The following is a 24,254-nucleotide window of genomic DNA, read 5'->3' as shown; positions in this document are numbered from 1 at the left end:
CATGAAGAAAGCCGCGGCCGGACTTGCGCCGCGGCGGGTTGAAAGCAGGCCGCCGCAGCAGGGGGCGGCCGGCACCGGCCACCACCCTGCGCACGACCTCGCTACGCCGTCACTCCTGCTGTTCCTGCTCCGCCTGCACCTGCCGCTGCTGGATGAACTGCCGCACGTCGCTCATCGTCACGCGACCGGTGTGTTTCGCATCGATCTCGTCGAAGTGCTTCGCGACGAAGCCCAGCCCGCTGCTCTGCGCCTGCGCTTTCGTCACCGCCGCGCCGTTGCTCAGCACCGTGTTGCCGCCGAGCCGGGCGTCGACGCGCCGCTGCGCCTGCTGCTGCAGCGTCGCGCCGGTCGACGGCAATACCGGCGCCACGCGGGTCGAAGGAAAGAACGGACCGTCGACACCGTGCCCGCCGTGCGGCAGCTTCACCGGTGCCACCGCCTGCGGCGGCAGTGCATGGGCGCTGCTCATCACGGCACCGAGGACGATCGACGCAGACATACGCCGCATCAAGTTGATTAGGGACATGATCACTCGCATTCAATGGATGAATAGAGGGTTCCTTTTCGCAAGGAGTCCGTCGTTTATGGTGCCACCGCCAGCGTCGTCGCGGCCGTCGCGCCCGGCACGCTGCCGGTCGGCGTGCCGGCCGGATTCTCGTCCGGCCACGGCGGCGGCAGCGTGCGCAGCGTCAGCGCCGTCGGAATCCGCCTGCCCTGATAGAAGATCTTCAGGTCGCGCTTCATCTGCGGACGGGCCACGTCATCCAGATACGTCATATGCCCGCCCTGGAAGAAGTTCACCTGCAGCTTCGGGTTCAGGCCCTTCACGGTCTGCAGCCGCGCGAGTTGCTTCTCGGTGTTGAAGAACGGCGTCGCCAGATCGTGAAGGCCGTTTTCCGCGAGCACCCGGAGCTTCGGATTGAGCTGCAGCGCGCCGAGCAGATCGGGGATCGAGTCGGGCATCGGCTGGCCGTCATGCGAGAAGTCCCACACTTGGATGATGTTGTCGTTCAGCGGCAGGTAAGTCGCGTACGGCGCGGTGTAGCCGAGGTAGTCGGGCATCTGCGTCGCGAGCGCGTTCGTGAACGGCTGCGAGATCAGGATGTCCGACGGATCGCCGTCCGTTTGCAGTCGCGGATCCGAGTTCGGCAACGACACACGTCCGTCGTAGCGGCCGATCGTCGTGCCGGGCAGCAGGCTCGTGCCGAACGGATTCGCGTTGAAGTAGCCGCGCAGCGCCTGCTGCGTGAGGCTCGACGGCAGCGACCACAGATTCAGCGTCGCATCGCTCGGGAACACCGGCGTGCCGAGCGCATCCGGAATACCGAGCTGGCTCAGCACCCACGACTGCGAGTACTGCTGCAACTGGTTGTAGATCAGCGTCGTGAACAACTCGGTCTGCAGTGCATACAGATACGGGTTGACCGGCGCCGGCGACACCTGGTTGAAGTACGCCGCTACCGCTGCATAGCCGGGCAGGTAGCCGGCCACGGTATCGGTCTCGAGCAGCAGCCCTTCTGTCGACTGCGTGATCGCCACCGCTTCCACCACATCGGCGAAGTAGTTCAGGATCGACGACTGCAGCACGATCCCGGTCAGGTGCACGCCGGCCGATTCGAGCGCCAGCGCGAGCATGTCGGTACGCGGCGTGCCGTATGACTCGCCGTACAGGTAGATCGGCGACGTGCCGCGGCTGTTGACGTTCAGGTAGCGCTGGATGAAGTCGCGCATGATGTTGACGTCCGCGTCCGAACCCCAGTACTTCTGGTTGGTGTTCGGCAGCACGGCTTCCGACAGCCCGGTTCCCGGCGGGTCGATGAACACGAGGTCGGTCGTGTCGATCAGGCTTTCCGCGTTGTCGACGAGCGGATAGTTCGGCCAGTTGTTGCCGAACAGCGGATCGGGCGTGGCGACGCGCGTCGGCGCGAAGGAGCCGAGGCGCAGCCAGATCGACGACGATCCGGGGCCGCCGTTATAGACGAACGTGACGGGGCGCGGCTTGCCGTTCGTGCTCGGCGCGGTGTACGCGACGTATGACATCGACGCTTCCGCGTTGCCGTTCGCGTCCTGCGCGGTCAGGTGGCCCGTGGTCGTCGTGTAGCTGACCGTCGTGCCGCCGGATTTCCACTGGTAATGCATCACCGCCGCCTTCTCCGAGACCTGCGCGGCCGCGAGGCCGTCGGTCGCGTTCATCGAATAGGCGACGGGGTCGACGTAAGGCTGGTTCGCCGCCGGCGACTGGCTGTCGGCCGCCGCTTGCGCGCTGGCCTGCTGGCTGGCGGTGGCCTGCGCGAGGCTCGACGCGCCGACCGACGACGAATCGTCGCCGCCGCAGCCCGCGAGCACGAGCGTCACGACGGTCAATGCGCCTAGCCCGGCCGGCCAGCCGCGACGCGCGCGGCGGCTGCCGGTACTGCTCCTGTCTGGTTTCATCTCTGTCCTTGGGTCGGATACCGCTTCACACGGGCCGCCATCGCCGGCGAAAAACGCGCAGGCATACCCGCCACTCGCGTTGCACGGTCGGCAGACGGCGGTTGGGGACTGGATTTCTTCGAGAGACTGAACTTGATACAGACACAGCAAACTGCTGGCGGAGAATGATGCGGGTAACGCCGCCCCCTTTGCAGTTTCAACGACTTATCGTATGACCAAAATTTACGACATCACAAAAATAGGTGGTGCTGCGCTGCGTTGTCAAAGATCATTCCGATATTAAAAAATCTCTTATGATGCAAACGGCGATCAGTGTCTGGTATTTGAAAGAAAACACGATTGTTCGCGCCTGGTTTGTTATATGAGTCAATTTTATTGAAATGCGATGGCGTTTCCGCATGTTGGGCAACCCTTCCACACTTCGCATTGCGCATGGACGCCCTTCAGATCGACAGGATTTTTCTTTCATTTTAATTATCCCGAATCGATTGGCGCGATTCATTGAATAAAAATCGGCACTGTCCAAAAAATACCGATTCCGATTATCTCCCGAACACGCAATGGAATTATTTACCCGACATCGGAATTAAACCGCGGAGTGCGCCAAACGGCATTGATGCGTAATGCGAAGGCATTCGCAATGAAGAAGCCGTCATTCGCGCCACGCATTCCGGATCGCATGACAGCGATCGCGAATCGGGCACCTGACGGCCGAGGGGGAGAGAGGCAGCGCGAGCGGCACAAGCACCGCCCGCGCGACGGCGTGCGGCAACGTCGCACGCCGTACTTCAGACACTGGATTCAGCGATCAGCGCCCGTTGCCCGGCAACGCGATATCGATCAGCACCGGATCGTGGTCCGATGAACGATACGCATCCGGCGCGTAGAACGTCTTCTGCTGCTCGGCCGACTTGTACGCGAGCGTGTACTGCAGCGCGAGCGGCTCGTCCGCGTTGATGTGCCATTCGTGCACGGCCTTCACGTGCGATGCGAGCGGCAGCGACGCGAGCGCGTGATCGAGGTAGCCGGCTTCGCCGTTGTACACGTAGCTGTACGCATTGGCGCCGATCCAGCGCGACACGAGGTTGCGGTAGCCGCGCGATTCGAGCAGGCGGATCGGGTCTTCATACGTGTAGCTGTTGAAGTCGCCGATCAGCAGCGTGCCCTGCCCTGCGACGCCCGTCGGGGCGCCGGCGAGCCAGTCGGCCAGCTTCGCGGCCGCGCGCGTGCGCGTCGGATTCCAGCAGCCCTGGCCGTCGCCCTGGTCGAGGTCGTCGTTCGCGGCGTCCGGGCAGTTCTTCGACTTCAGGTGATTGACCGCGATCGTCAACGCCTGCTTGCCGCCGATCCGGCGGAACGACTGCGCGAGCGGCTGGCGGTTCTTGTCGTCGATCGCGAGGGTCGACGCGCGGCCGACGGGTTCGACCGCGCGGCTGTCGTAGATCATCGCGACCGTGATCGCGTCGCCGCCGAGGCGCGACGTGCCCGGATCGACGACGCGCCAGTTGCTGCCGAGCTTCGCCGCGAGCTGACGCACCGCGCTCAGTTCGCCGTAGCCGTTGTTCTGGATTTCCATCAGGCCGATCACGTCGGCGTCGAGCGCCTTCAGCGCGCTGACGATCTTCGCTTCCTGGCGCTGGAATTCCTGGTAGTTCTTCGCGCCGCGGTTGTTCGGATCATCGAAGCCGCCGCCGAGACCGTTGCCGTTGAAGTAGTTGAGGACGTTGAACGACGCGACGCGCAGGTTCGATTTCGGATCGCGCGCCGGTGCGTTGGTGCGCGGGTTCGAACGCGTGTCGAAAGCAGGCGCGGCCGCGCCGGGCAGCGGCTGCACGCGCCATGCGCCGTAGCGCACCTCGAGCACGCCTTGGACGTCGCGCACGGTGTAGCCCGAGCGCAACGTGTTCGCGGCCGACAGTTCCGGCGCCGGATACGGCACGGTCGCCGGGTTCTGCTTGTTCGAGCCGTCGTCGAGGACCAGCCGGTTGCGTGCGTTCGCATCGATCTGCGTCTGCGCCTGCGACGGCGGCACCACGCTCGTCGGTGTGCGCAGGCGGCCGTTGCTCAGCAACACGCTGCCGTAGCGGCCGAGTTCGTAATTTTCGGTGACGGTGAGCGTCTGTGGCAGGCGCACGCGCATTCCTTCATATGCGGCGAACGCGTTCGGGTTGTCGACCGGAAGCGAGAGCGTCGCCGGCGTGACCGTCTGGTTGTTCGCGCACACCGCGATCGCGCCCGACAGCGTGAGCTGCGTCTGCCCGTATTTTTCCTCGACCTTGCCGGTCACGTGCACGAGATCGCCGGCCTTCGCGCGCACTTTCGGCGCATAGACGAACAGGCCTTCGGATACGCCCGGCTGGTTGCGGCGCTGCGCGTCGGCCTGCTGGACGAAGAAGCCGCCGAAGCCGTCCGTGCCGCCGAAATCGGCGGTGACGACCGCTTCGATCGACACGTTCTGGCCGGCGAGCGGCGACGGCGCGCCGGGCCCCTGGATGTCGGCGATCGGCGTCGTGCTGCCGCCGCAGTTCGGACTGACGGGAGCGGCGGTGGCGGCGAAGACCGGTGCGGCAAGCGTGGGCAGCAGCAATAGCGGGGCAAACAGGCGGATTGTCGAGCGCATGACGGGGAATCCCGGTTGTGAGGATGGCGAAAGCTTAGCGGCGCTCGATGACAGTTGTTAGTAACCAGAAGATAGATGGATGTAATAATCCGACATCGCGCTCACGGTCGGAAAGCGGGAAATCGTCTGATCAAAACCGCCGCTGTTCCGACGATTTCCCGATACCGGCTTCGCCTGCCGACCGTGGCGCTAAACCGTCCCCGGCAACGCGCTCGACACGAGCACGGCGGCCACCATCAGCGCGCCGGCCAGCACAACCGCCTCGATCCGCAACACCGCGCCGAACCGTCGCAACAGGTCGGCCGGCGTCGCGGCCGCCGGGTCCTTCAGCGCGGCCAGTAGCTTCGGCATCTCGAAGAACCGGTTGTGTCCGCCGAGCGCCGCCGCGATCAGCACGAGCGCGAGCTTGAACAGCAGGATCTGCCCGTACGTCGACCCGAGCAGGTTCGCGGGCGTATCGACACCGCGCCAGCCGTTGTAAGCGCCGGTCGCGAACAGCACGATCAACGCGTACGTCGACGCATCGGACAGCGACTGCACGAACGATGCGCCGGTCGTGCGTTCGCTCGCGGGCATGCCGACAAGACGCGGCATCACGCCGAACGCCGTCACGAACACGAGCCCGACCCACGCGCTGATTGCCAGCAGATGCAGCCAGTCGACCCACACCGGTACGCTGAACAGGCCCGCGTCGACCGGATGCCCGCCGTTGCTGCGCGCGAGTGCGACACCTGCGAGCGCGGCCCACATCGCGAACGGAAAGCGCGTGTCGTTCGCACGCCGGAGCAACGACAGCAGCACGACGACGGCCGTGAACACCGCGCCGGCCAGCCACGCGTGGCCGAAGCCGGTGCCGGCGAGCATCGCGCGGACAGCCGGCCAGGCGTCCAGCATCGACACGTCGCTCATCAGCGCGCAGTGCGCCCAGAACGCGGTGATGCTCGCGAGCAGCGACACGATGGACGCGATGCGCAGCGTCGCGACGAGACGCCGCGCGATGCCGTGCTGCCACGCCGACTCGCCGCGCGCGAGCCAGTGGCTGCCGAGCAGCGCGCCGACGATGACGGTGAACCCGGTGTTCTGGATCGCCACCGACACGAGCCGCAGAAGGCCGACGAGGCCCTCGTTCACCCCTTCACCCTGAACGAATAGGTGCCCTTGGTGCGATGCGCGTCGGCCGTCATCGCCACCCACTGCACCGTGTACGCACCGGGCGAAAGCTTCGGTATCCCGACGGTCATCACGCGCGGATTCGACGCATCGACTTTCGCCTTTTCGTGCGCGACGGCATTGCCGTTCGCGTCCGACACCTTCACCGAGCTGAACGCCGGTTCGAGGTCTTCGTTGAACGTCAGCCGCAACGTGTCGGGCGCGGTGTCGACCGCGCTGCCCGTCGCCGGTGCGGCGCTTTCCAGCTTGCCGTGCGCGAATGCCGCGGCCGGCACGGCGGCGGCGATCGCGCCGGCCGCGGCGAGGGCGGCCAGCCGCCCGAGCGTGGTGATTTTCATGGTCATGCCCGGCGTCACGGCTTCTTCAGCTCGACGACGGTCAACGCGCCGCCCACGTCCTCGGCGACGAAGTCGACCTGGTCGCCCACCTTCACCTGCGACAGCATCGCCGGGTCCTTCACCTTGAACGCCATCGTCATCGCGTCCATCCCGAGGTTGTCCAGCGCGCCGTGCTTGATCGTCAGCTTGCCCGTGCCCGTGTCGATCTTGCGAATCTCGCCGTGCGACATCTCGTGCTTTGCGGCGGCGCCCTGCATCGCGCCGCCGCTCATATCCATGCCGGCCATGTCGCCGGCCGCGTACGACGCGGCGGACAACGCCAGCATGCAACCCGTTGCAATCGAAACCAGTTCCTTCTTCATCGTGCGTGCTCCTGAGTGAATGAAACGAAAACCGGCGGCCGCATCGTCACGGCCGCCGCATGCTGCCCTCGGCTCAACCGTCCGGCAATTCGCCGGTGTATTCGTACGCGACGGTGCCCTTCGGATGCCGGAACCAGCCCGGATCGCGATAGTCGTTGCGGCCGAGCCCCTGCCGGACCTTCAGCACCGTGAACATGCCGCCCATCTCCAGCGGCCCGAACGGGCCGGTGCCCGTCATCATCGGCAGCGTGTTGTCGGGCAGCGGCATTTCCATGCCGCCCATCGCGCCGCCCGTGCTGCCCATCGCCATGTAGTCGGGCACGAGCTTGCCGATCTTCTTCGCGAGGTCCTTCTGCGGCACGCCGATCAGGTTCGGCACCTGATGCCCCATCGCATTCATCGTGTGATGCGACTTGTGGCAATGGAACGCCCAGTCGCCCGGGCGATCGGCGGTGAACTCGATCGCGCGCATCTGGCCGACGGCGACATCCGCCGTCACCTCCGGCCAGCGCGCCGCCGGCGGAATCCAGCCGCCGTCGGTGCCGGCCACCTCGAAGCTGTAGCCGTGCAGGTGGATCGGGTGGTTCGTCATCGTCAGGTTGCCGAAACGAATCCGCACGCGGTCGCCCGCCCGCACCGGCAGCGGGTCGATGCCCGGGAACACGCGCGAGTTGAACGTCCACATGTTGAAGTCCGTCATCTCGTTCACGCGCGGCGTGTAGCTGCCCGGATCGATGTCGTACGCGGCGAGCAGAAAGACGAAGTCGCGATCGACCGGCATCGTCGCGCGATCCTTCGGGTGCACGATGAACATGCCCATCATCCCCATCGCCATCTGCACCATTTCGTCGGCATGCGGGTGATACATGAACGTGCCGTGCGCCTCCAGCTGGAACTCGTAGACGAAGGTCTTGCCCGGCGGAATGTGCGGCTGCGTGAGGCCCCCGACACCATCCATCCCGTTGGGCAGCCGCAGCCCGTGCCAGTGGATCGTCGTGTGCTCGGGCAGCCGGTTCGTCACGAAGATCCGGACCTTGTCGCCTTCGACGGCCTCGATCGTCGGGCCCGGCGACTGGCCGTTGTAGCCCCACAGGTTCGCGTTCATCCCGGGCGCCATCTCGCGCACGACGGGCTCGGCCGTCAGGTGGAATTCCTTCCAGCCGTTCTTCATTCGCCACGGCAGCGTCCAGCCGTTCAGCGTCGCGACAGGCGTGTACGGGCGGCCGTTGGGCGGCACGAGCGGCGGCTGCGTGCCGGCCTTCGCCATCGTGGGCGCTTCGGGCAGCGACGCCGCGCCGCCCTTGCTGACCATCGCCGCACCGAGCAGCGCGGCGCCCGAGCCGCTGAGAAATTGTCGACGGGACACCATGTCAATGACCTTCCGGATGCGTTGCGGGCGCCGGTTGCGCCACGGGTGAAGAAGCCGGCTGCGGTGCAGCGTCGGTCGTGGGTGCGACGGGCGCGTCCGCGCGCTGCGTCGGCTGCGTTGGCTGCGTTGGCTGCGTTGGCTGCGTTGGCTGCGTTGGCTGCGTCGGCTGCGTCGGCTGCGCGGTCGGCAGCCGGCCGCCAACGGCCGCCTGCAGATCGGTTTCGGCGAGCCAGTAGTCCTTCAGCGCATCGATGTAGCCGTTGACCGCGCCGACCTGGTCGCGCGCATCGGCCAGCAGCTCGAACACGCTCGCGAGCATCCCGTTGTAGCGCAGCAGCAACTCGTCCGAGATCGTCTTGCGCAGCGGCACGACTTCGTCGCGATAGTGCTTCGCGACGTCGTAGCTCGTCGTGTATGCCGCGTACGATTCGCGCACTTCCGAGCGCGCGTCGATCGCCGTCTGCGCGAGCCGGTTCGCCGACTGCATGTAGACGGCCTCGGCCCGCGCGACCTTCGCGCCGCCCCAGTCGAACAGCGGAATCTCGACGCTGATCTCGTAGCCGTGCTCGTGCCCCTTGGCGGTCTCGTAGTTGTTCACGTAGCCGAGATCGACCGCGTTGACGAAGCGCGTCGCCTTGCTGAGCCCGAGCGACGACGCGACGCCCCGCGTCTGCAGCTTCGCGGCCTGGATGTCGAGGCGGTTGCTCATCGCATAGCGTTCGAGATCGGGCAGATCGGGGCGTGCCTTCGGCAGGTCGGGCAAGCGCTCCGGCAGCGCGTACCGCGTGCGCTCGCCCCACAGCCCCATCGCGCGCGTGAGCTTCTCGCGCGCGGCCACGGCCTGCTGCCGCGCCTTCGCCTGCTGCGCGACAGCATCCGCATGGAACGCCTGTTCGCGCGCGTAGTCGAGCCGGCTGAAGTTGCCGGCCTGGCGCATGCGCAGCGCGAGTTCGGCTCCGGCGCTCGCGGCGTCGCGGACCTGTTGCGCATAATTCGCGGCCTGTTCGGCCGCGACGGCTTCGACATATGCGCGGCGCGCGTCGGCCGCGACCCTCAGCATCGCGTCGGCGGTTTCGAGCCGAGTCTGCTCGAAACGGCGGCGTTCGATGTTCGTCGCGAGCGGCAGCGTCAGCAGCGCGAACACGTTGGCCGAGAACGTGCGGCCGAGGCTCAGTTCGCCGTCACCGGCCCGCGTGCGGCTGAACGAGAAGCGCGGGTTCGGCAGCCGGCCGGCCTGCACGAGATCGGCCTCCGACAGCCCGAGTTCCGCGTACGACGCCTGCAGGCCACGGTTGTTCAGCAGCGCGAGCTGCACCGCGTCGTCCATCGACAGCGGTTTCTCGAGCAGTTCCTTCGTCCGCTTGTCGACGGCTGCACGGTCGGCGTCGGTCCTGACGATGACGGCGACCTTCCCGATGCGCTCCGATGCGACGGACGACACGGCGTCGAAGCCGCCGTCCTTCGAGAATGTCGTGCAGCCGGCGAGGAATGCCAGCACGAGCACGGTTGCGCCGAACCGCGGTGAAATCGCAAGTCTCGTCATTGCGCGGCCCCTCCGTGCATCGAATGGGCCGCGCCGGCTGCCGCATTTTCGGGTTTCGCGTGTCCGGTGGCGCCTCCCTTCGCGGGCCGCGCCGTCACGTCCCGGTTCAGTTGCTTCCAGCCCGGGCCTGCGTCGTCCCGATACGGCACGTAGCCGTCGAACGCGGACGTCACCGTGACGTCCGGCACCGGCGCAGCCGCGTCGGCCGGATCGGGAAAGGCGGTTTGCGCGGGCGCGAGCGACGGCACGAGCGCCGCCGCGCCAAGCAGCGCCGCAGTAATCAATCGCATGGATGGTTCTCGTCGTGAGTCGTGCGGCGGATGTCGAGCGTTCGCCGGCACGGTTTGCGGATCGCGGCCGGTCGGCCGCGGACACGGACTAGACGGGAATCCGGCGCGGCGGCCGGTCGATACCGCCGGTCAAGAACGACACGACGACCGTCGACGGCGCGAACGTGACGACCGCGAGGCCGACGTCCGACGTAACGGACACGGCAGGCACCTCCGCCATGCCCGAGCCCAAACAGCAGGACCCGCAGGCGGAACAAGGCGCCTCGTGCCGTGCGTGGTCGCCGTGCTCATGCCGCTCGCCGTGCGCGCTCGGCATCGCATGCGACGCAGCCTGGGCATTGGCACCGGCCCCCGCATGCGGCGCGGCGGCACCCGCGCACTGCGTCGACACGGTCGCGAACGACTGGATCGGCACGCACAGCGCCAGCAGCACAACGAGGATGAATTTGCGCCAATACGACATGGATGCGGAATCAGGCAGACGATGACCGGATGAACGGGAGCGGCGCCGCGACGACGCGCGCCGGATACAAGACGGCCGCAGCTTATCGCCGCCGGCGTGACGACGACATGGCCGAAATATGACGGAATTTTCATGAAGTACGGCGACGCATCGCACGCACGCTTCATGAAAATTCCGTCATCCGGCGGTCATCTTTCGCGCACGCGCTGCGCCGTAAGCTCACGCGTTACACTGACCGGCTGGAATCACGAACGCCTGCTCCACCATGCGGATACTGATAGTCGAAGACGAACCCAAGATGGCGTCGTACCTCCGCAAGGGGCTGACGGAGGCAAGCTACACGGTCGACGTGGCCGAGAACGGCCAGGACGGGCTGTTCCTCGCGCTGCACGAGGATTTCGATCTCGTCGTGCTCGACGTGATGCTGCCGGAACTGGACGGCTTCGAGGTGCTCCGGCGGCTGCGCGCGCAGAAGCAGACGCCGGTGCTGCTGCTGACGGCCCGGGAAGCGATCGAGGACAAGGTCACGGGGCTCGAACTGGGTGCCGACGACTACCTGCTCAAACCGTTCGCGTACGCGGAGTTCCTTGCCCGCATCCGTTCGCTGCTGCGGCGCGTGCCGCGCAATTCCCGAGAGATCCTGCACATCGCCGATCTCGAAGTCGACCTGATCAAGCGCCGCGTACGACGCGCCGACGCCCGCATCGACCTGACCGCGCAGGAGTTCGCTCTGCTGCAGCTGCTCGCGGAACGCGAGGGCGAGGTGCTGACGCGCACCTTCATCACGTCGCAGATCTGGGACATGAATTTCGACAGCGACACGAACGTCGTCGATGCGGCGATCAAGCGCCTGCGCGCGAAGATCGACAACGCATACGAGAAGAAGCTGATCCACACGATCCGCGGGATGGGCTACGTGCTCGAGGATCGCGCATGAAAGGCGGCCCCGCGCCCTATTCGCTGCTCCGGCGCCTGACGCTCGCGTTCGCGGTCGTGGCCGCGCTCGTGTTCGCGCTGACCGGCGCGTACCTGTATCGCTCGCTGTCCGCCGAGTTGACCCGACGCGACGATATCGAGATCGCCGGCAAGCTCAACCAGTTCCTGCAGCTCGCGCGGGCGAGCGGTTCGACCGCCGCCGTGCGCGCCGATCCGGCCGTCTTCCATGAAGTGCTGCTGTCGCATCCGGGCGTCTATCTCGGCATCTACGACGGCGCGAACCGCCCGCTCGTCGAACACACCGACGAAGCCGGCCACACGCTCGCGTCGGTGATCGCGCGGCCGCAGCCGGCCGGTGCAGCGGGCGCGGCGGCCAGCCCATTCACGTGCTCGCCGCCCGGCATCGGCACGTCGCGCTGCGTCCGTGCGCGCGCCACGCTGCCGTCGGGCGAAACCATTCAGGTTGCGCTGGCGCGCACGGCGGCGGACCGCCAGTCGCTGCTGGAAAGCTATCGCGTCGACATCTGGCTCGCGGCCGCGCTCGGCGCGCTCCTGGTCGGCGCGCTCGGCTACGCGGTCGCGTCCCGCGGCCTGCGTCCGGTCGAGAGCCTCGGCCGGCAGACGTCGCGCATCGAGGCGCACAACCTGGCCGCGCGCCTCGATGCGCGCGGCGGCCCGATCGAGCTGCGCGAGCTCGCCACGTCGGTCAACCGGATGCTCGACCGGCTCGAGCGCGCGTTCGTGCGGCTGTCCCAGTTCTCGTCCGATCTCGCGCACGACATGCGCACGCCGCTCGCGAACGTGATCAGCGCGTCGCAGGTCACGCTGTCGCGTGCCCGCACCACCGAGGAATACGAATCGCTGATCGATTCGAACATCGAGGAATGCGAACGGCTGCAGCGGATGATCGAGAACATGCTGTTTCTCGCGCGCACGGACAATGCGCGGCAGCACCTGAAGACCGCGGAACTCGACGCCGGCAACGAGCTGCGTCGGCTCGCGTCGTATTTCCAGGCGCTGGCCGACGAGGCCGGCGTGCGCCTCGACGTACACGGCGCAGCACCGGTCGTCGCGGACGCGACACTGTTCCGGCGCGCCGTCAGCAACCTCGTCTCGAACGCGCTCGAACACGCGGAAGCCGGATCGACGATCGAGCTGGCCGTATCGACCCGGCCCGGCTACGCGGTCGTCGAGGTCACGAACCGCGGCGTCGCGATTCCGCCCGAACAGATCGAGCGGATCTTCGAGCGCTTCTACCGGATCGATTCGTCGCGGCACGGCGCGGCGCGCAACACCGGGCTCGGGCTCGCGATCGTCAAGTCGATCGTCGAGCTGCATCGCGGCAAGGTCGAAGTCGTGAGCCGCGACGGACGGACGACCTTCGCGCTTCACTTCCCGGCCCGCGTTTCGTGACACGCGGATGACGCCGTCGCGCGAGCATGCCGATGCTTCCCGATACTGCACGGGCATCCGTCACAAGGCGGCTTGACCGCACGCATGAACGGATATGACCGCACGCGCTTGCCGAAAGCGGCCAGCTCGGCTAGACTGCCCTTCGTCTTTGGGGAGTAGCCTGCTTTCCATCCCCCGGAAAGCGAACGCGTCAACACACTCGGCCTGCGGCCGTGGCGCGTTCGGCCTAATCGGTCTGGCGAGACCATCGACGCATCGCGTCGTTCCTGGTCGGACGTCGGCAGATGCGTCATGGTTCGTCCACGTCCGACCACGGAGTCCCCATGTTCCTTCCAGACTTCCCCGTGCGTTTTGTCCGCTGCGTCCGTTCCGCCACTGCCTGCGTGCCTGCCTGCGGAGGTGCCGCATGACGTTGATGCTCGTCGAACTGGCGGTCATGCTGATCGTCATCCTGATCGCCGCCGAACTCTTCACGAATGCGCTCGAACATCTCGGCGAGCGGCTGAAGATTTCGGAAGGTGTGACCGGCTCGCTGTTCGCCGCCGTCGGCACCGCGCTTCCCGAAACGATGGTGCCGCTGCTCGCGCTCGCGGGCGGCACGTCGAACGCGGCCGTGAACGAGGAAATCGGCGTCGGCGCGATTCTCGGCGCGCCGCTGATGCTCGCGACGCTGACGACCTTCCTGATGACGCTCGCCGTGATCCGCTCACGCGGACTGACCGGCACGATCGCGCCCGAGCGCACCGGCTTCGTGCGCGACCTGAACTACTTCATCGCCGCATTCGCACTCGCCACCATCGCGATGTTCGTTCCGCATCACGTGTGGGCGGTCCGCGCGCTGCTCGCCGCGATGCTGGTCGGCATTTACGTGACGTACGTCCTGATGACGTTCCGCGCGTCGACGCAACTCGTCGATGCCGGGCACGGCACCGAGGCGCCGCACGCGATGTTCCTGTCGCGCGTCGGGCTGCCGACCAACCTGGCGACCATCGCGCTGCAACTCGCGCTCGGTGTCGCGCTGCTCGTCGGCGGCGCGAAGGGCTTCATTCACGGCGTCGAGGGGGTGTCGCACCTGCTCGGCATCTCCGCGCTGCTGCTGTCGCTGATCATCGTGCCGATCGCGACGGAATTGCCGGAAAAGGTCAACAGCGTGCTGTGGATCCGCCGCAAGAAGGACACGCTCGCGTTCGGCAACATCACCGGCGCGATGGTGTTCCAGGGCACGCTGCTGCCGGCGATCGGCATCATGCTGACGCCGTGGGAACCGCGCCCCGAAGTGCTGACCGGCGTGATCATCACGCTCGCGGCGGCGGTGTGGCTGCGCGTCAATGCCCGCGCGCGCGGGCTCGCGATCTGGGCGTTGCTGGCAAACGGGGCCGGGTATGTCGGCTATCTGTTCGTGACGCTGACGCGCTGAACGCGCGACGCGCTTCAATCACGACACATCGGGCCGGGCGTCGGCCTGCAGCACCTGCTGCACGGCCGGCCGCGCGCGCACCCGCTCGTACCACGCGCGCAGATTCGTGTACCGGCTCAAGTCGATGTCGGCGTTGTACACCGAACGCATCCAGTCAGCCTTGCCCCAACCCGTCAGCGCGAACAGGTACGCATCGGCGATCGTGAACGTGTCGCCCGTGACGAAGCTCTTGCCGTCGAGCTGGCGGTCGATCCATGCGAAGCGGCCGTCGAGCTTCTGCCGCGCCGGGTCGACGTATTTCCCCGCCTGCACCGCGTACAGCAGCGGGATGAAGCCCTTGTGGATCTCGGTGCCGAGAAAGGTCAGCCATTCCATCAGCCGGTAGCGCGCGAGCGTGCCGTACGCGGGTGCGAGCCCCGCGTTGGGGCGCAGGTCGGCGAGATACTGCGCGATCACCGGTCCTTCGCGCAGCATCGTGCCGTCGTCGAGTTCGAGCAGCGGCACGTAGCCGAGTTCGTTGACGTCGTAATAATCGCGACCGTCTTCGATCCGGTGCTTCCGCGCGTCGACCGTGACGATCTTCGCGTCGATGCCCGCTTCGCGCAGCACGATGCGAATCGCCTGCGAACAGCTGCCGGGAGCGTGATAGAGCTTCATGTGTTTCCTTGGTTGGGTGGTTCGACTCTCGATTCGCCGCGACGCGGGCGCTAATATCTCGCATCGGTGCAGCGCTGAGAAGAAGGCAGTCGTTTGTGCCGTAGTCACAAAAAAGTTACCTACCGGGGTTCAGCAGGATGAAAACGAGTGCGACAGGATGTTCCGTGGAAGAAGCGATGCGCCTGCTCGGCGGCCGCTGGCGGCTGCTGCTCGTGTCGTATCTGCTCGACGGACCGAAGCGCTTCAGCGACCTGCGCCGCGACATGCCGGGCATCTCGCAGCGCATGCTGACGCTCGATCTGCGCGCGCTCGAGGACGCCGGCTTCGTGCGGCGCACCGTGTATCCGGAAGTGCCGGTGCGCGTCGAGTACGATCTGACCGCGGACGGCGACCGGCTGCGGCCCGTCGTCGACGTCATGCGCGAGTTCGGGTTGTGGCTGAAGGCGCGCGATGCGCACTGCGAGGTTGAAGCGGAAGCCGAGCTGCCCCGATAACCCCTCATCGAGAGAAACATCATGGAACTACATGCCACCGTCGGCGCGGCAACGTCCGACATCGACGACGACGAAAGTTGCGCGAACATCTATTGCCACGACGCGGCGCAGAATTATTGCTTCTCGCTGCTGCGCTTTCCGGAGGAAACGTCGATCGAGGTGATGGTGCTCGACCAGCTCACCGCGCACGTGAAGGATCTGACGGTGCGCCTCACGGGCGACACGATCGAAGTCAAGCTCGATGAGCGCACCGCCGCGCGTCTCGACGGCAACACACATTACGTGATTCATCTCGCGCCCGGCGAGCACGATCCGGTCGTGCTGCGTGCCGCGCTCAAGGAAATCTTCGACGGCAAGAGCGGATATCGCGACGACAGCGCAAGCACGTAACCCGCCCTGCCCGGCACGCGTTTACATCTCGCGCGTTCGCGCTTCGCCCATGACGCGTGCTGCGCGATTCCAACCGCTTCTCCTGCGCTGCGCGCTGCTGGTCGCGTGCTGCGCATCGATTGCCGCCGCGCATGTGGCCAGGATCTCGACCTGCATCATCGGCGCGAACTACGTCACGTCGACGGGATGGGTGATCGCGGGCAGCCTGTCGTACGGGCTGCTGGTCGGCAAGGTCGAGCGCATCGATGCCTGAGCAGGTGCCGCGCTACGCGGCCAGCGCGACCGCCTTGATGTTGAACGCGCGCAGCAAATCCTCGCAGAACGCGTCGACGATCGGCCTGTCGCTCGCGCTGCGCTTCATCGCGAGATGCAGCGGCACGTCGAAGCTGAGCGTCGCGCGGCCGATGGCCTTCACGAGCCCGCGCTGCTCGAACGGCTCCGCGTAATGCGCGGGCAGATAGCCGAGATGGCCGCCCGACAGGATCAGGATCGTCGCGGCCTCGATGCTGTCCGCGCTCGCGGTCACGCGCCGCTCCGGCAGCGGATACTGCTCCTCCGGCACCGGATAAGTGCGCCATACCCAGTCGTGCGCCTGCAGGTCGTCGGCCGACACCGGCCATGACGCATGAAACAGCGGATGGCCGCGCCCGCAGTAGATCACCTGTTCCTCGGTAAACAACGGCGTGTAGTCGAGCCCCGGCACACGGTGCCAGAAATACCCGATCGCGAGATCGAGCTGGTTGTTGACGAGACTTTCCTCGAGTTCCTGCGGCGACGCGACCTTCATCGAAAACGTGACGGCCTGGTCGCGCTTGCGAAACGCGCCGATGGCATCGGCCAGGCGCGCGTTTTCGACGAGCGGCGCCTGCCCGATCAGGCCGATCGACAGCGTGCCGACCAGCTTGCGGTCGATGTCGCGCACACGCGCGACGAACTCGGACGTCGCCGCGACGAGCGTGCGTGCCGTGGCCGCGAAGCGTTCACCCTTCGACGTCAGCCGAAAGCCGCCGCGGCCGCGATCGCACAGCTTGAAACCGACGCGCGCTTCCAGCGCGGACAGCTGCGTGCTGATCGTCGACTGCCGCACGCCGAGCGATGCCTCGGCGGCCGTGATGCCGCGTGCGTCGACGACGGCGAGAAAGACCCGGATGAGCCGGAGATCGAGATCGGTGGTATTCGAAAACATGCTTCGAGCCGCTGCGCCTGAGCGCGTTGTCGGGCCGGCGCGATACCGGCCGTCTTTGCCGATGAACCTTGCCGGACGCGTGCCGCCATCGGCAACGGCACGCGCCATACGCGTCGCTCGCGGACATCGCGCGTCGCCTACATCGGGAAGCCCATCGCCTTGATCCCGTTTATCCACGCGCGCTTCCAGCCGCCTTCGGCATCCGCGCCGTCGAACGCATGGAACGTGATCTTCGCGGCGACCCAGCGCATCGGCTCGGGCGGGATGTAGCTCGGGCTCTGGTTCGCGATGTCGAGCTTGCGTTCCGGGCTGTCGCGATCGAACAGGATGTTCAGCCCCATGAACGCGCCGAACCGGCTCGCCGCGACGCCGAAACCCGTGTAGCCGGCGACGAACACGGCCTTGTCGCCGAGATAGCGCTTCGCGAACACCGAGCCGCGCGAGCAGTAGTCGATCGGGCCGCCCCACGCGTGCGAGAAGCGCACGTCGGCGAGCTGCGGGAACGTGCGGTGGAACGCCTCCGCGAGCCGGTAGTAGGTTTCGCGCTCGCCGTCCTGGTGCGGCTCGGGATCGCCGTCGAAGTGATAGCTGACCAGCCCGCCGAAGATGATGTTGTTGTTCTTCGTCAGCCGGAAATAGTTCAGCTGTGTGCGCGTGTCGTACACGCCCTGGCGATTCTTCCAGCCGATGCGCGCGAGCTGTTCGTCGGTGAGCGGCTCGGTCGCGAGCACGTGGTCGCGCACCTGCATCACCCGGCGGTTGATGTCGGGAATGCCGACCTTCGCCGTGCCGCTGCCGAACACGACGCGCGGCGCGCGCACGCTGCCCTTCGGCGTCTTCACGTACACCGTGCCGCCTTCGTCGGTCACCTTGGTGAGCGGCGTGTGTTCGTACAGCTTCACGCCGAGCGACAGCGCCGCACGCTTGAGCCCCCACGCGAGCTTCGCCGGATGCACGATGCCGCTGCGGTTGCGCGACCACAGTGCGCCCGCGAACAGCGGCGAATTCAGTTGCCCGAGCGTCTCCTCGCGATCGAGCAGCACGACGTCGTGTCCGTATTCGCGATGCAGGTCGTAATCGCCCTTCAGGTGCGCGAGGTGCTCGGGGTCGACCGCCACCGTCATCTCGCCGTTCCACTCGACGTCGGCGTCGATGTCGTAGCGCTTCAGCGTTTCCTCGAAGCCGTCGAGGTTGCGATGGCCGAAAGCCTCGAGCTGCGCGATGTCGTTCGGGAACACGCGCACCGCGTTCGGCAGCCCGTGCATCACCGACGTCGAGATGATCCCGCCCGCGCGGCCCGATGCGCCGTGCGCGACCTTGCCGGCCTCGATCAGCACCACGTTCAGGTGCGGCATCTGCTCCTTCGCCTGCACGGCCGCCCACAGCCCCGTGAAGCCGCCGCCGACGATCAGCAGGTCGGCCGTCGCGTCGCCGACGAGCTCCGGCTCGGTGGCCGGTGCGGCCGGGTTGTCGAGCCAGTACGGGAACAGCTTCGTATTCGCGAGCGCCTCGGCGGCGCTCAGTGCGACCGGTGCGCGACGCGCGGCGTGTGCGTGCGCGTGCGCCGGTGCGGCCCGTGTTGCTTCGTTGACTTCCATTTCCATGATCCCAGCCATTCCACGTGATCGCGGCCCGCACGGGTCGAGCGTGCGCGGCGTGCCGCATTCGCCGATTTCGCCGATGGCGACTTGCGGCGCATGCACCGCAAGTCGCGATGCGTCCCGTCGGCAAAAACGCGACGGACTTCGCTAGCGGTCGATCGAAAACGCAACCGCCGGCGGGCCCGCGTCAATCCGACGACGACACCCCGGCGGCGGTCGCTCGCATCACGACTTCTCGAGCAGCACGTAGAACTTCTTCGCGTCCTCGATCGTCTCCCAGCGGCCCGCGAAACCGGCCGGCAGCAGGTACCCCTGGCCCGGCGTGAATTCCTTCCGGTTGCCTTCAACGTCGGTCAGCGCGATCCGGCCCTCGACGAGCCACACCGCCTCGTCCGCCGCCGTTTCCGGAAACTCCACCGAGCCGACCTTGCCTTCCCACCAGCCGATGAGATAGCTGCCGCTCTTGCCTTCGGCCGCGCGCCAGTCGCTTTCGTCCATCCCGAAGTCGAGCTTCGTGAATTCGCCAATGCCTGCGCCGAGCGGCAGGATGTCCTTGATCAGTTTGGTCATCTGAATCTTTCGTCTCTGGATTGAAAAAGCAGAGACAAAGTTACTCATTTACACTGCGCCGGTATGCCCCCCTTCGGGGGGGACAAGTCGCGTTTTCCGGGGTGCGCCAGATCGCAGGACGCCATACCGCATTTCCCCTTAATGACGTTTCGGACTTCGGACGCTAAAATCGCGGCCGCTTTTCACCGGGGAACCGCATGCTGCTCAACGTGAACCCCTCAGACCGCGACACCGACCGCTTCGTCGTGTCGTTCAAGGCGCTGGGCGAGCTGATCGAGACGGTCGGCACGCCGCACTTCGTGCCGCGTCTCACGCAATTGCTGAACGACGTGGTACCGCTCGACGTGGCGCACGTCGAACGTTCGCGCGTCGACGGCACGATGCCCACCGGCTACCGCTGCGAATGGATCGGCAGCAGCGGCATCGGCACCGCGACCGCCGCGATCTCCGACGTGATGACGCTCTACTACGAGCGCTTTCTCGACAGCGACCCGCTGTTCGCGGGGCTGCGCGGCAAGACGGGCACGATGCTGGTCGTGCGCGATATCGCGGCGATTCCGCCCGGCGAATTCCGCCAGCGGCTGTTCGACGACGTGCGTATCGGCCACGAATGCGTGCTCGCGCGCGGCACGCGCTACGCGCAGCATTCGATCGCGCTGGAACGCGGCCGTGACCGCCCGCCGTTCACGCTCGCCGAGATGAACCGCTTTCGCAACGTCAGCGATGTGCTGTTCCCGCTGCTCGAGCTGCACGCGTCGACTACCGCCGCGCGGCGCGTCGCGCATCCGACACCCGAAGTGCATCCGCTCGCGCAGTTCGATGCGCGGATCGCGGCCGACGGCGTGAAGCTGTCGAAGCGCGAATACGAAACCTGCAAGCATCTGATCTCCGGCAAGACCGTGCCGGAAACCGCCGACATCCTCGGCGTGCGGGTCGCGTCGGCCGAGTCGTACGTGAAGCGCGCGTTCGCGAAGCTCGGTGTGCGCACGAAGCGCGAGCTTGCTGCATGGGGCTCGGCCGCGCCGGCGTTTCGTGTGGCCGCGGCCCACGACGGCGACGGCGCGCCGCCGCCCGCGATCGCGCGCTGATCCGGTCCGACGTCGACAGTCTGCCGACGGTCACGCCGCTTCGATGCGGCGGCGCCACTCGCATCGAGCCCCGTCGATGTAAACGTTGCGACTTCGCGATCTTCGCGTGCGCGTTCTCATCTACCATCGGCCGATCGCTTTTCACCAGAAAGAGGAGACGGCCCCATGCACCGCGAACTGAACCAACCCATGGGCGGCAACGAGATGCCGCGCTTTGGCGGCATCGCCACGATGATGCGCCTGCCGCAGGCCGACACGACCGACGGCCTCGACGTGTGCTTCGTCGGCGTGCCGCTGGACCTCGGCACGTCGAACCGCTCGGGTTCGCGCTTCGGCCCGCGCCAGATCCGCACCGAGTCCGTGCTGCTTCGCCCGTACAACATGGCCACGCGCGCGGCACCGTTCGATTCGCTGCAGGTCGCCGACATCGGCGACGTCGCGACCAACCCGTACGACCTGAAGGATTCGGTGCGCCGCATCGAAGAAGCGTATGACGAGATCGTCGCGAACGGCTGCCGGCCGATCACGCTCGGCGGCGACCACACGATCGCATGGCCGATCCTGCGCGCGCTGCACAAGAAGTACGGCAAGGTCGCCGTCGTGCACGTCGACGCGCACGCGGACGTGAACGACACGATGTTCGGCGAGAAGATCGCGCACGGCACGCCGTTCCGCCGCGCGGTGGAGGACGGCCTGCTGCAATGCGACAAGGTCACGCAGATCGGCTTGCGCGGCACCGGCTACCACGCGGACGATTTCGACTGGTGCCGCCAGCAGGGCTTCACGGTCGTGCAGGCGGAGGAATGCTGGAACACGTCGCTCGCGCCGCTGATGACGCAGGTGCGCGAACGCATCGGCGACACGCCGGTCTATCTCAGCTTCGACATCGACGGTCTCGATCCGTCGTTCGCACCCGGCACCGGCACGCCGGAAATCGGCGGGCTGTCGGTGCAGCAGGGTCTCGAGATCATTCGCGGGATGAAGGGGCTGAACATCGTCGGCGCGGATCTCGTCGAAGTGTCGCCGCCGTATGATCCGACCGGCACCACCGCGCTCGTCGGCGCGAACCTCGCGTTCGAGATGCTCTGCGTGATGCCGGGCGTCGCCTGCCGCTAACCCGATCGACAGGAAAACGTTCATGTCCACCGCTGAGCTTTCCCCTTCCGCCACCGCCATCGTGCTGCCCGCCGCGCGCATCGCCGGCCGATCCGTGCACACGCATTCCGCTGAAGCCGGCGCGCCGATCTTCAATGCGTCGACCGGCGAGACGATCGGCTGGCAGGAATTCGCGACGGCCGCGCACGTCGACGCCGCGGTCCGCGCCGCGCACGACGCGTTCGCCGGCTGGCGCGACACGCCGCCCGCCGAGCGCGGCCGCCTGCTCGCGACGATCGCCGCGCGCATCGACGCCAGCCGCGAACGCCTTGCGGCGCTGCAGATGCAGGTGAGCGGCAAGCCGCCGTTCGAGGCCGACGCCGACGTCGACGACGTCGCCGCGACGTTCGCGTACTACGCGCAGCTGTGCGAGAACCCTGCGCTGTTCGCGGCCGAGCCGGTCGCGCTGCCGAGCGACACGGTCACGGCCGAACGCTTTCACGATGCGGTCGGCGTGGCCGCGCTGATCATGCCGTGGAATTTCCCGATGGTCACGACCGCGTGGAAGCTCGCGCCCGCGCTGGCGGCAGGCTGCACGGTCGTGATGAAGCCGTCCGAACTGACGTCGCCGACCGAGCACGCACTGCTCGACCTGATCGCCGAAGCCGGCGTGCCGGACGGCGTCGTCAACGTCGTCAACGGCGGCGCGGAAGTCGGCGCGGCGCTGACCGCGCATCCGCTGGTCGACAAGATCTCGTTTACCGGCAGCACGGCCGCCGGCCGCAAGGTCATGCAGGCCGCGGCCGAGGACATGAAGCGCGTGACGCTCGAACTCGGCGGCAAGTCGTCGCTGATCGTGCGCGACGACGCCGATCTTGACGTCGCGGTGTCACTGGCGGTGGCCGGTGCGTTCACGAACGCGGGCCAGATGTGCTCGGCCACCACGCGCATCCTTGTGCACGACAGCGTGTACCGCCGCTTCATGGCCGCGTTCGAGACGGCCGTTCGCGCGCTCGTCGTCGCGCCGCCTTCCGCCGAACACGTCGCGATGGGGCCGCTGATCTCGGCCGCGCAGCGCACGCGCGTGGAGGCGATGCTCGAGCAAGGCATCGCGGCCGGCGCCCGCGTCGCGTTCAGCGGGTGCGTCGCCGAGGGGGGCGGCAACGGCTTCTTCATGGCGCCGGTCGTGGTCGCCGAACCCGCCGTCGACAACCTGCTGTGGACTGACGAGGTGTTCGGCCCGGTCGCGTGCGTGAAGTCGTTCCGCACCGACGACGAGGCGATCGCGCTCGCGAACGACACGCGCTACGGGCTCGTCGCGACCGTCGTGACGCGCGACGCGGAAATCGCGAAGCAGTTCCAGGCACGCTTGCGCGCCGGGCTCGTGTGGATCAACGCACCGCAGCTCATCTACCCGCACGTGTGCTGGGGCGGTTTCGGGCTCAGCGGGATCGGACGCGAACTCGGCGTGACGGGCCTGCGCAGCTACCAGGAACTGCGCCACGCGATGCGCGCGATCGATTGACCGGGGCGGCCGGCCGAAGCATGCGATGCACGCTTCCGATGATGACGATGTCCGTGCGCGAATACGGCGTCGTCACGGTCGATGTGCCGCCGCTTCGGCCTCGGTATCGTGATACTCGACAAACGTCGCGATCTTCCCGCTTTCGATCGTGAACAGATGCACCCAGTCGTCGTCGTACGTGCGGCCTGTGGCATGGACATGCCAGCGTTGCGTGCCGAGCACGACGACCCGGTTGCCGCTGCACGCGAGCCGCCGCGAGGCGGCGGAACAGTGGATCGCAGCGCAACAGGCAAGCGCGCGTGCGATGCGCGCGCGGCTCGACGACTTGATGGCGATGGTGAAAGCGCTGCGCGCCGAGGCGAGCGCGATCGAACGGACGGTGCAGGCATCGACCGACGATCCGGCCGCACCCGCGGCGCAGTCACTGTCGATGCTGCGGCGCAAGCGCGTCGTGCCAGCCGCTTCACATGACGCGGCGCGCCGCCGCGCGCATCACGACAGCACGATGTTCCGGATGACCTTCTTGATGCTCGGGTAGCTGTCGACCGACTCCGCCTTCTGGTCCGTCACGAGCGTGCCGATCCGCGCGGGTTCGCAAAAGCCGATCCGGCTATTCGTGCCGAGCTTGCTGAAGTCGGCCAGGATCGCGACGTCCGCCGCGTTGGCGACCATCGCGCGCGCGACTTCCGTTTCCATCCGATCGTAGTTCGTCGCGCCGCGCACGTGGTCGACGCCGACCGGCGACAGCAACGCGAGATCGGCGCGATAGCGGAAGATCTCGGCGATCGTCCCGTCGCCGACCGTCGCGGCCGCGCGGCTGCCGATCATCCCGCCGAGCAGAATCGTTTCGTTCTTCGCCTGCCCAGGGTCGCTCGAGCGCATCTTCAACGCGACGTCGATCGAATTCGTGACGACCGTGAGGCCGGACAGCTTCGCCAGCTCCTCGGCCAGCAGCGTGGTGGTCGTGCCCGCGTCGATGAACAGCGTCTGCGAGCCCGTGACGAGCCGCGCCGCGGCGCGCGCGATCGCCTGCTTCGCCTTCACGTGCGTCTGCGCGCGTTCGGCGATCGGCGCTTCGTCGCCCACCTGCACCGCGCCGCCGTGCACGCGCTTCAGCTCCCCCATCGCCTCCAGATCGACGAGATCGCGGCGCACGGTTTCCCGCGACACGTTCAGATCGGCCATGATCCGGTCGGTGGAGACACGCTGCATCTTCGATAACAGAAGCCGGATCCTCTGATATCGCTCTTCTTGCCACATGAAATGTCCTTGGAAATGAACGTCAATGGTATTC

Annotated in this window: 25 protein-coding genes and 1 riboswitch; of the genes, 9 read left to right on the top strand and 16 right to left on the bottom strand. The window is 66.9% G+C overall.

The window, feature by feature from the left end; genetic code table 11:
- Positions 1–109: 109 nt before the first annotated feature.
- The 10 genes from LGM71_RS16460 to LGM71_RS16415 form a co-directional block, all read right to left on the bottom strand.
- The gene (locus LGM71_RS16460) at positions 110–538 is read right to left on the bottom strand and encodes a 2-oxoglutarate dehydrogenase (RefSeq protein WP_151049794.1); all 429 of its coding nucleotides are present in this window, start codon (positions 536–538) and stop codon (positions 110–112) included.
- Between the two features lie 44 nt (positions 539–582).
- Positions 583–2,433: a S10 family serine carboxypeptidase-like protein gene (locus LGM71_RS16455; RefSeq protein WP_226115400.1), complete on the bottom strand. Its 1,851-nt coding sequence runs from the start codon at positions 2,431–2,433 to the stop codon at positions 583–585.
- Between the two features lie 808 nt (positions 2,434–3,241).
- The gene (locus tag LGM71_RS16450; RefSeq protein WP_226115399.1) at positions 3,242–5,053 is read right to left on the bottom strand and encodes an ExeM/NucH family extracellular endonuclease; all 1,812 of its coding nucleotides are present in this window, start codon (positions 5,051–5,053) and stop codon (positions 3,242–3,244) included.
- Positions 5,054–5,242: 189 nt separating this feature from the next.
- Positions 5,243–6,184, bottom strand: coding sequence for a copper resistance D family protein (locus LGM71_RS16445; RefSeq protein ID WP_226115398.1), 942 nt, complete (start codon positions 6,182–6,184; stop codon positions 5,243–5,245).
- The gene (copC, locus tag LGM71_RS16440; RefSeq protein WP_124905986.1) at positions 6,181–6,561 is read right to left on the bottom strand and encodes a copper homeostasis periplasmic binding protein CopC; all 381 of its coding nucleotides are present in this window, start codon (positions 6,559–6,561) and stop codon (positions 6,181–6,183) included. The genes LGM71_RS16445 and copC overlap by 4 nt, the downstream gene beginning before the upstream one ends.
- Positions 6,562–6,575: 14 nt before the next feature.
- The gene (locus LGM71_RS16435; protein WP_226115396.1) at positions 6,576–6,923 is read right to left on the bottom strand and encodes a copper-binding protein; all 348 of its coding nucleotides are present in this window, start codon (positions 6,921–6,923) and stop codon (positions 6,576–6,578) included.
- A gap of 73 nt (positions 6,924–6,996) precedes the next feature.
- A complete protein-coding gene (locus LGM71_RS16430; RefSeq protein WP_226115395.1) occupies positions 6,997–8,292 on the bottom strand; it encodes a multicopper oxidase family protein in 1,296 nt (431 codons plus the stop codon).
- A gap of 1 nt (position 8,293) precedes the next feature.
- Positions 8,294–9,835, bottom strand: a complete 1,542-nt coding sequence (locus tag LGM71_RS16425) for a TolC family protein (protein ID WP_226115393.1) — start codon at positions 9,833–9,835, stop codon at positions 8,294–8,296.
- Positions 9,832–10,125, bottom strand: a complete 294-nt coding sequence (locus LGM71_RS16420) for a hypothetical protein (protein ID WP_151049804.1) — start codon at positions 10,123–10,125, stop codon at positions 9,832–9,834. Before LGM71_RS16420 ends, LGM71_RS16425 begins: the two co-directional genes overlap by 4 nt.
- An 88-nt stretch (positions 10,126–10,213) precedes the next feature.
- On the bottom strand, positions 10,214–10,588 hold the full coding sequence (locus tag LGM71_RS16415; RefSeq protein ID WP_226115391.1) for a hypothetical protein: 375 nt from the start codon (positions 10,586–10,588) through the stop codon (positions 10,214–10,216).
- Between the two features lie 265 nt (positions 10,589–10,853).
- Between LGM71_RS16415 and LGM71_RS16410 the strand changes: the two genes are divergently transcribed.
- From LGM71_RS16410 to LGM71_RS16400, 3 genes are all read left to right on the top strand, one after another.
- Positions 10,854–11,525: a heavy metal response regulator transcription factor gene (locus tag LGM71_RS16410; RefSeq protein WP_151049806.1), complete on the top strand. Its 672-nt coding sequence runs from the start codon at positions 10,854–10,856 to the stop codon at positions 11,523–11,525.
- Positions 11,522–12,937, top strand: a complete 1,416-nt coding sequence (locus LGM71_RS16405; RefSeq protein WP_226115389.1) for a heavy metal sensor histidine kinase — start codon at positions 11,522–11,524, stop codon at positions 12,935–12,937. The genes LGM71_RS16410 and LGM71_RS16405 overlap by 4 nt, the downstream gene beginning before the upstream one ends.
- A gap of 138 nt (positions 12,938–13,075) precedes the next feature.
- A riboswitch (yybP-ykoY riboswitch) is annotated at positions 13,076–13,259 on the top strand.
- 84 nt (positions 13,260–13,343) lie between these two features.
- Positions 13,344–14,354: a sodium:calcium antiporter gene (locus LGM71_RS16400; RefSeq protein WP_175816220.1), complete on the top strand. Its 1,011-nt coding sequence runs from the start codon at positions 13,344–13,346 to the stop codon at positions 14,352–14,354.
- An 18-nt stretch (positions 14,355–14,372) separates the two neighbouring features.
- Here LGM71_RS16400 and gstA read toward each other — a convergent pair whose 3' ends face one another.
- Positions 14,373–15,011 carry a glutathione transferase GstA gene (gene gstA, locus LGM71_RS16395; protein WP_226115388.1) on the bottom strand — a complete coding sequence of 213 codons (639 nt, stop codon included), beginning with the start codon at positions 15,009–15,011 and terminating at the stop codon, positions 14,373–14,375.
- Between the two features lie 137 nt (positions 15,012–15,148).
- On the opposite strand from gstA, the gene LGM71_RS16390 reads away from it, so the two are divergent.
- From LGM71_RS16390 to LGM71_RS16380, 3 genes are read left to right on the top strand one after another with little or no spacing between them, the layout of a single operon-like run.
- Complete coding sequence (locus LGM71_RS16390) at positions 15,149–15,505, top strand: winged helix-turn-helix transcriptional regulator (RefSeq protein WP_226115387.1); 357 nt, start codon at positions 15,149–15,151, stop codon at positions 15,503–15,505.
- Between the two features lie 21 nt (positions 15,506–15,526).
- Positions 15,527–15,895: a hypothetical protein gene (locus LGM71_RS16385; RefSeq protein ID WP_059605157.1), complete on the top strand. Its 369-nt coding sequence runs from the start codon at positions 15,527–15,529 to the stop codon at positions 15,893–15,895.
- 49 nt (positions 15,896–15,944) lie between these two features.
- Positions 15,945–16,148, top strand: a complete 204-nt coding sequence (locus tag LGM71_RS16380; protein WP_226115386.1) for a hypothetical protein — start codon at positions 15,945–15,947, stop codon at positions 16,146–16,148.
- A 12-nt stretch (positions 16,149–16,160) separates the two neighbouring features.
- On the opposite strand, the gene LGM71_RS16375 is transcribed toward LGM71_RS16380, so the two are convergent.
- The 3 genes from LGM71_RS16375 to LGM71_RS16365 form a co-directional block, all read right to left on the bottom strand.
- The gene (locus LGM71_RS16375) at positions 16,161–17,081 is read right to left on the bottom strand and encodes a LysR family transcriptional regulator (RefSeq protein ID WP_151049816.1); all 921 of its coding nucleotides are present in this window, start codon (positions 17,079–17,081) and stop codon (positions 16,161–16,163) included.
- A gap of 137 nt (positions 17,082–17,218) precedes the next feature.
- Complete coding sequence (locus tag LGM71_RS16370) at positions 17,219–18,685, bottom strand: NAD(P)/FAD-dependent oxidoreductase (protein ID WP_226115385.1); 1,467 nt, start codon at positions 18,683–18,685, stop codon at positions 17,219–17,221.
- Between the two features lie 222 nt (positions 18,686–18,907).
- Positions 18,908–19,252 carry a cupin domain-containing protein gene (locus tag LGM71_RS16365; protein ID WP_059447616.1) on the bottom strand — a complete coding sequence of 115 codons (345 nt, stop codon included), beginning with the start codon at positions 19,250–19,252 and terminating at the stop codon, positions 18,908–18,910.
- A 197-nt stretch (positions 19,253–19,449) separates the two neighbouring features.
- Here LGM71_RS16365 and LGM71_RS16360 point away from each other — a divergent pair, with 197 nt between their 5' ends.
- From LGM71_RS16360 to LGM71_RS16350, 3 genes are all read left to right on the top strand, one after another.
- Positions 19,450–20,340 carry a helix-turn-helix transcriptional regulator gene (locus LGM71_RS16360; RefSeq protein ID WP_226115384.1) on the top strand — a complete coding sequence of 297 codons (891 nt, stop codon included), beginning with the start codon at positions 19,450–19,452 and terminating at the stop codon, positions 20,338–20,340.
- Between the two features lie 165 nt (positions 20,341–20,505).
- A complete protein-coding gene (gene speB, locus LGM71_RS16355; RefSeq protein ID WP_226115383.1) occupies positions 20,506–21,456 on the top strand; it encodes an agmatinase in 951 nt (316 codons plus the stop codon).
- Between the two features lie 22 nt (positions 21,457–21,478).
- Positions 21,479–22,960, top strand: a complete 1,482-nt coding sequence (locus LGM71_RS16350) for an aldehyde dehydrogenase family protein (RefSeq protein ID WP_226115380.1) — start codon at positions 21,479–21,481, stop codon at positions 22,958–22,960.
- Positions 22,961–23,032: 72 nt separating this feature from the next.
- On the opposite strand, the gene LGM71_RS16345 is transcribed toward LGM71_RS16350, so the two are convergent.
- Both LGM71_RS16345 and LGM71_RS16340 read right to left on the bottom strand, forming a co-directional pair.
- Complete coding sequence (locus tag LGM71_RS16345) at positions 23,033–23,404, bottom strand: nuclear transport factor 2 family protein (RefSeq protein WP_226115379.1); 372 nt, start codon at positions 23,402–23,404, stop codon at positions 23,033–23,035.
- A gap of 48 nt (positions 23,405–23,452) precedes the next feature.
- The gene (locus LGM71_RS16340; protein ID WP_124627620.1) at positions 23,453–24,220 is read right to left on the bottom strand and encodes a DeoR/GlpR family DNA-binding transcription regulator; all 768 of its coding nucleotides are present in this window, start codon (positions 24,218–24,220) and stop codon (positions 23,453–23,455) included.
- Positions 24,221–24,254 lie beyond the last annotated feature (34 nt).

This window comes from Burkholderia sp. AU33545 (genome assembly GCF_020419685.1).
In the GTDB taxonomy this organism is placed as follows: Bacteria; Pseudomonadota; Gammaproteobacteria; order Burkholderiales; family Burkholderiaceae; genus Burkholderia; species Burkholderia diffusa.
The sequence above is the reverse complement of the archived record's forward strand: the minus strand, read 5'-3'. Positions and strand labels throughout refer to the sequence as shown.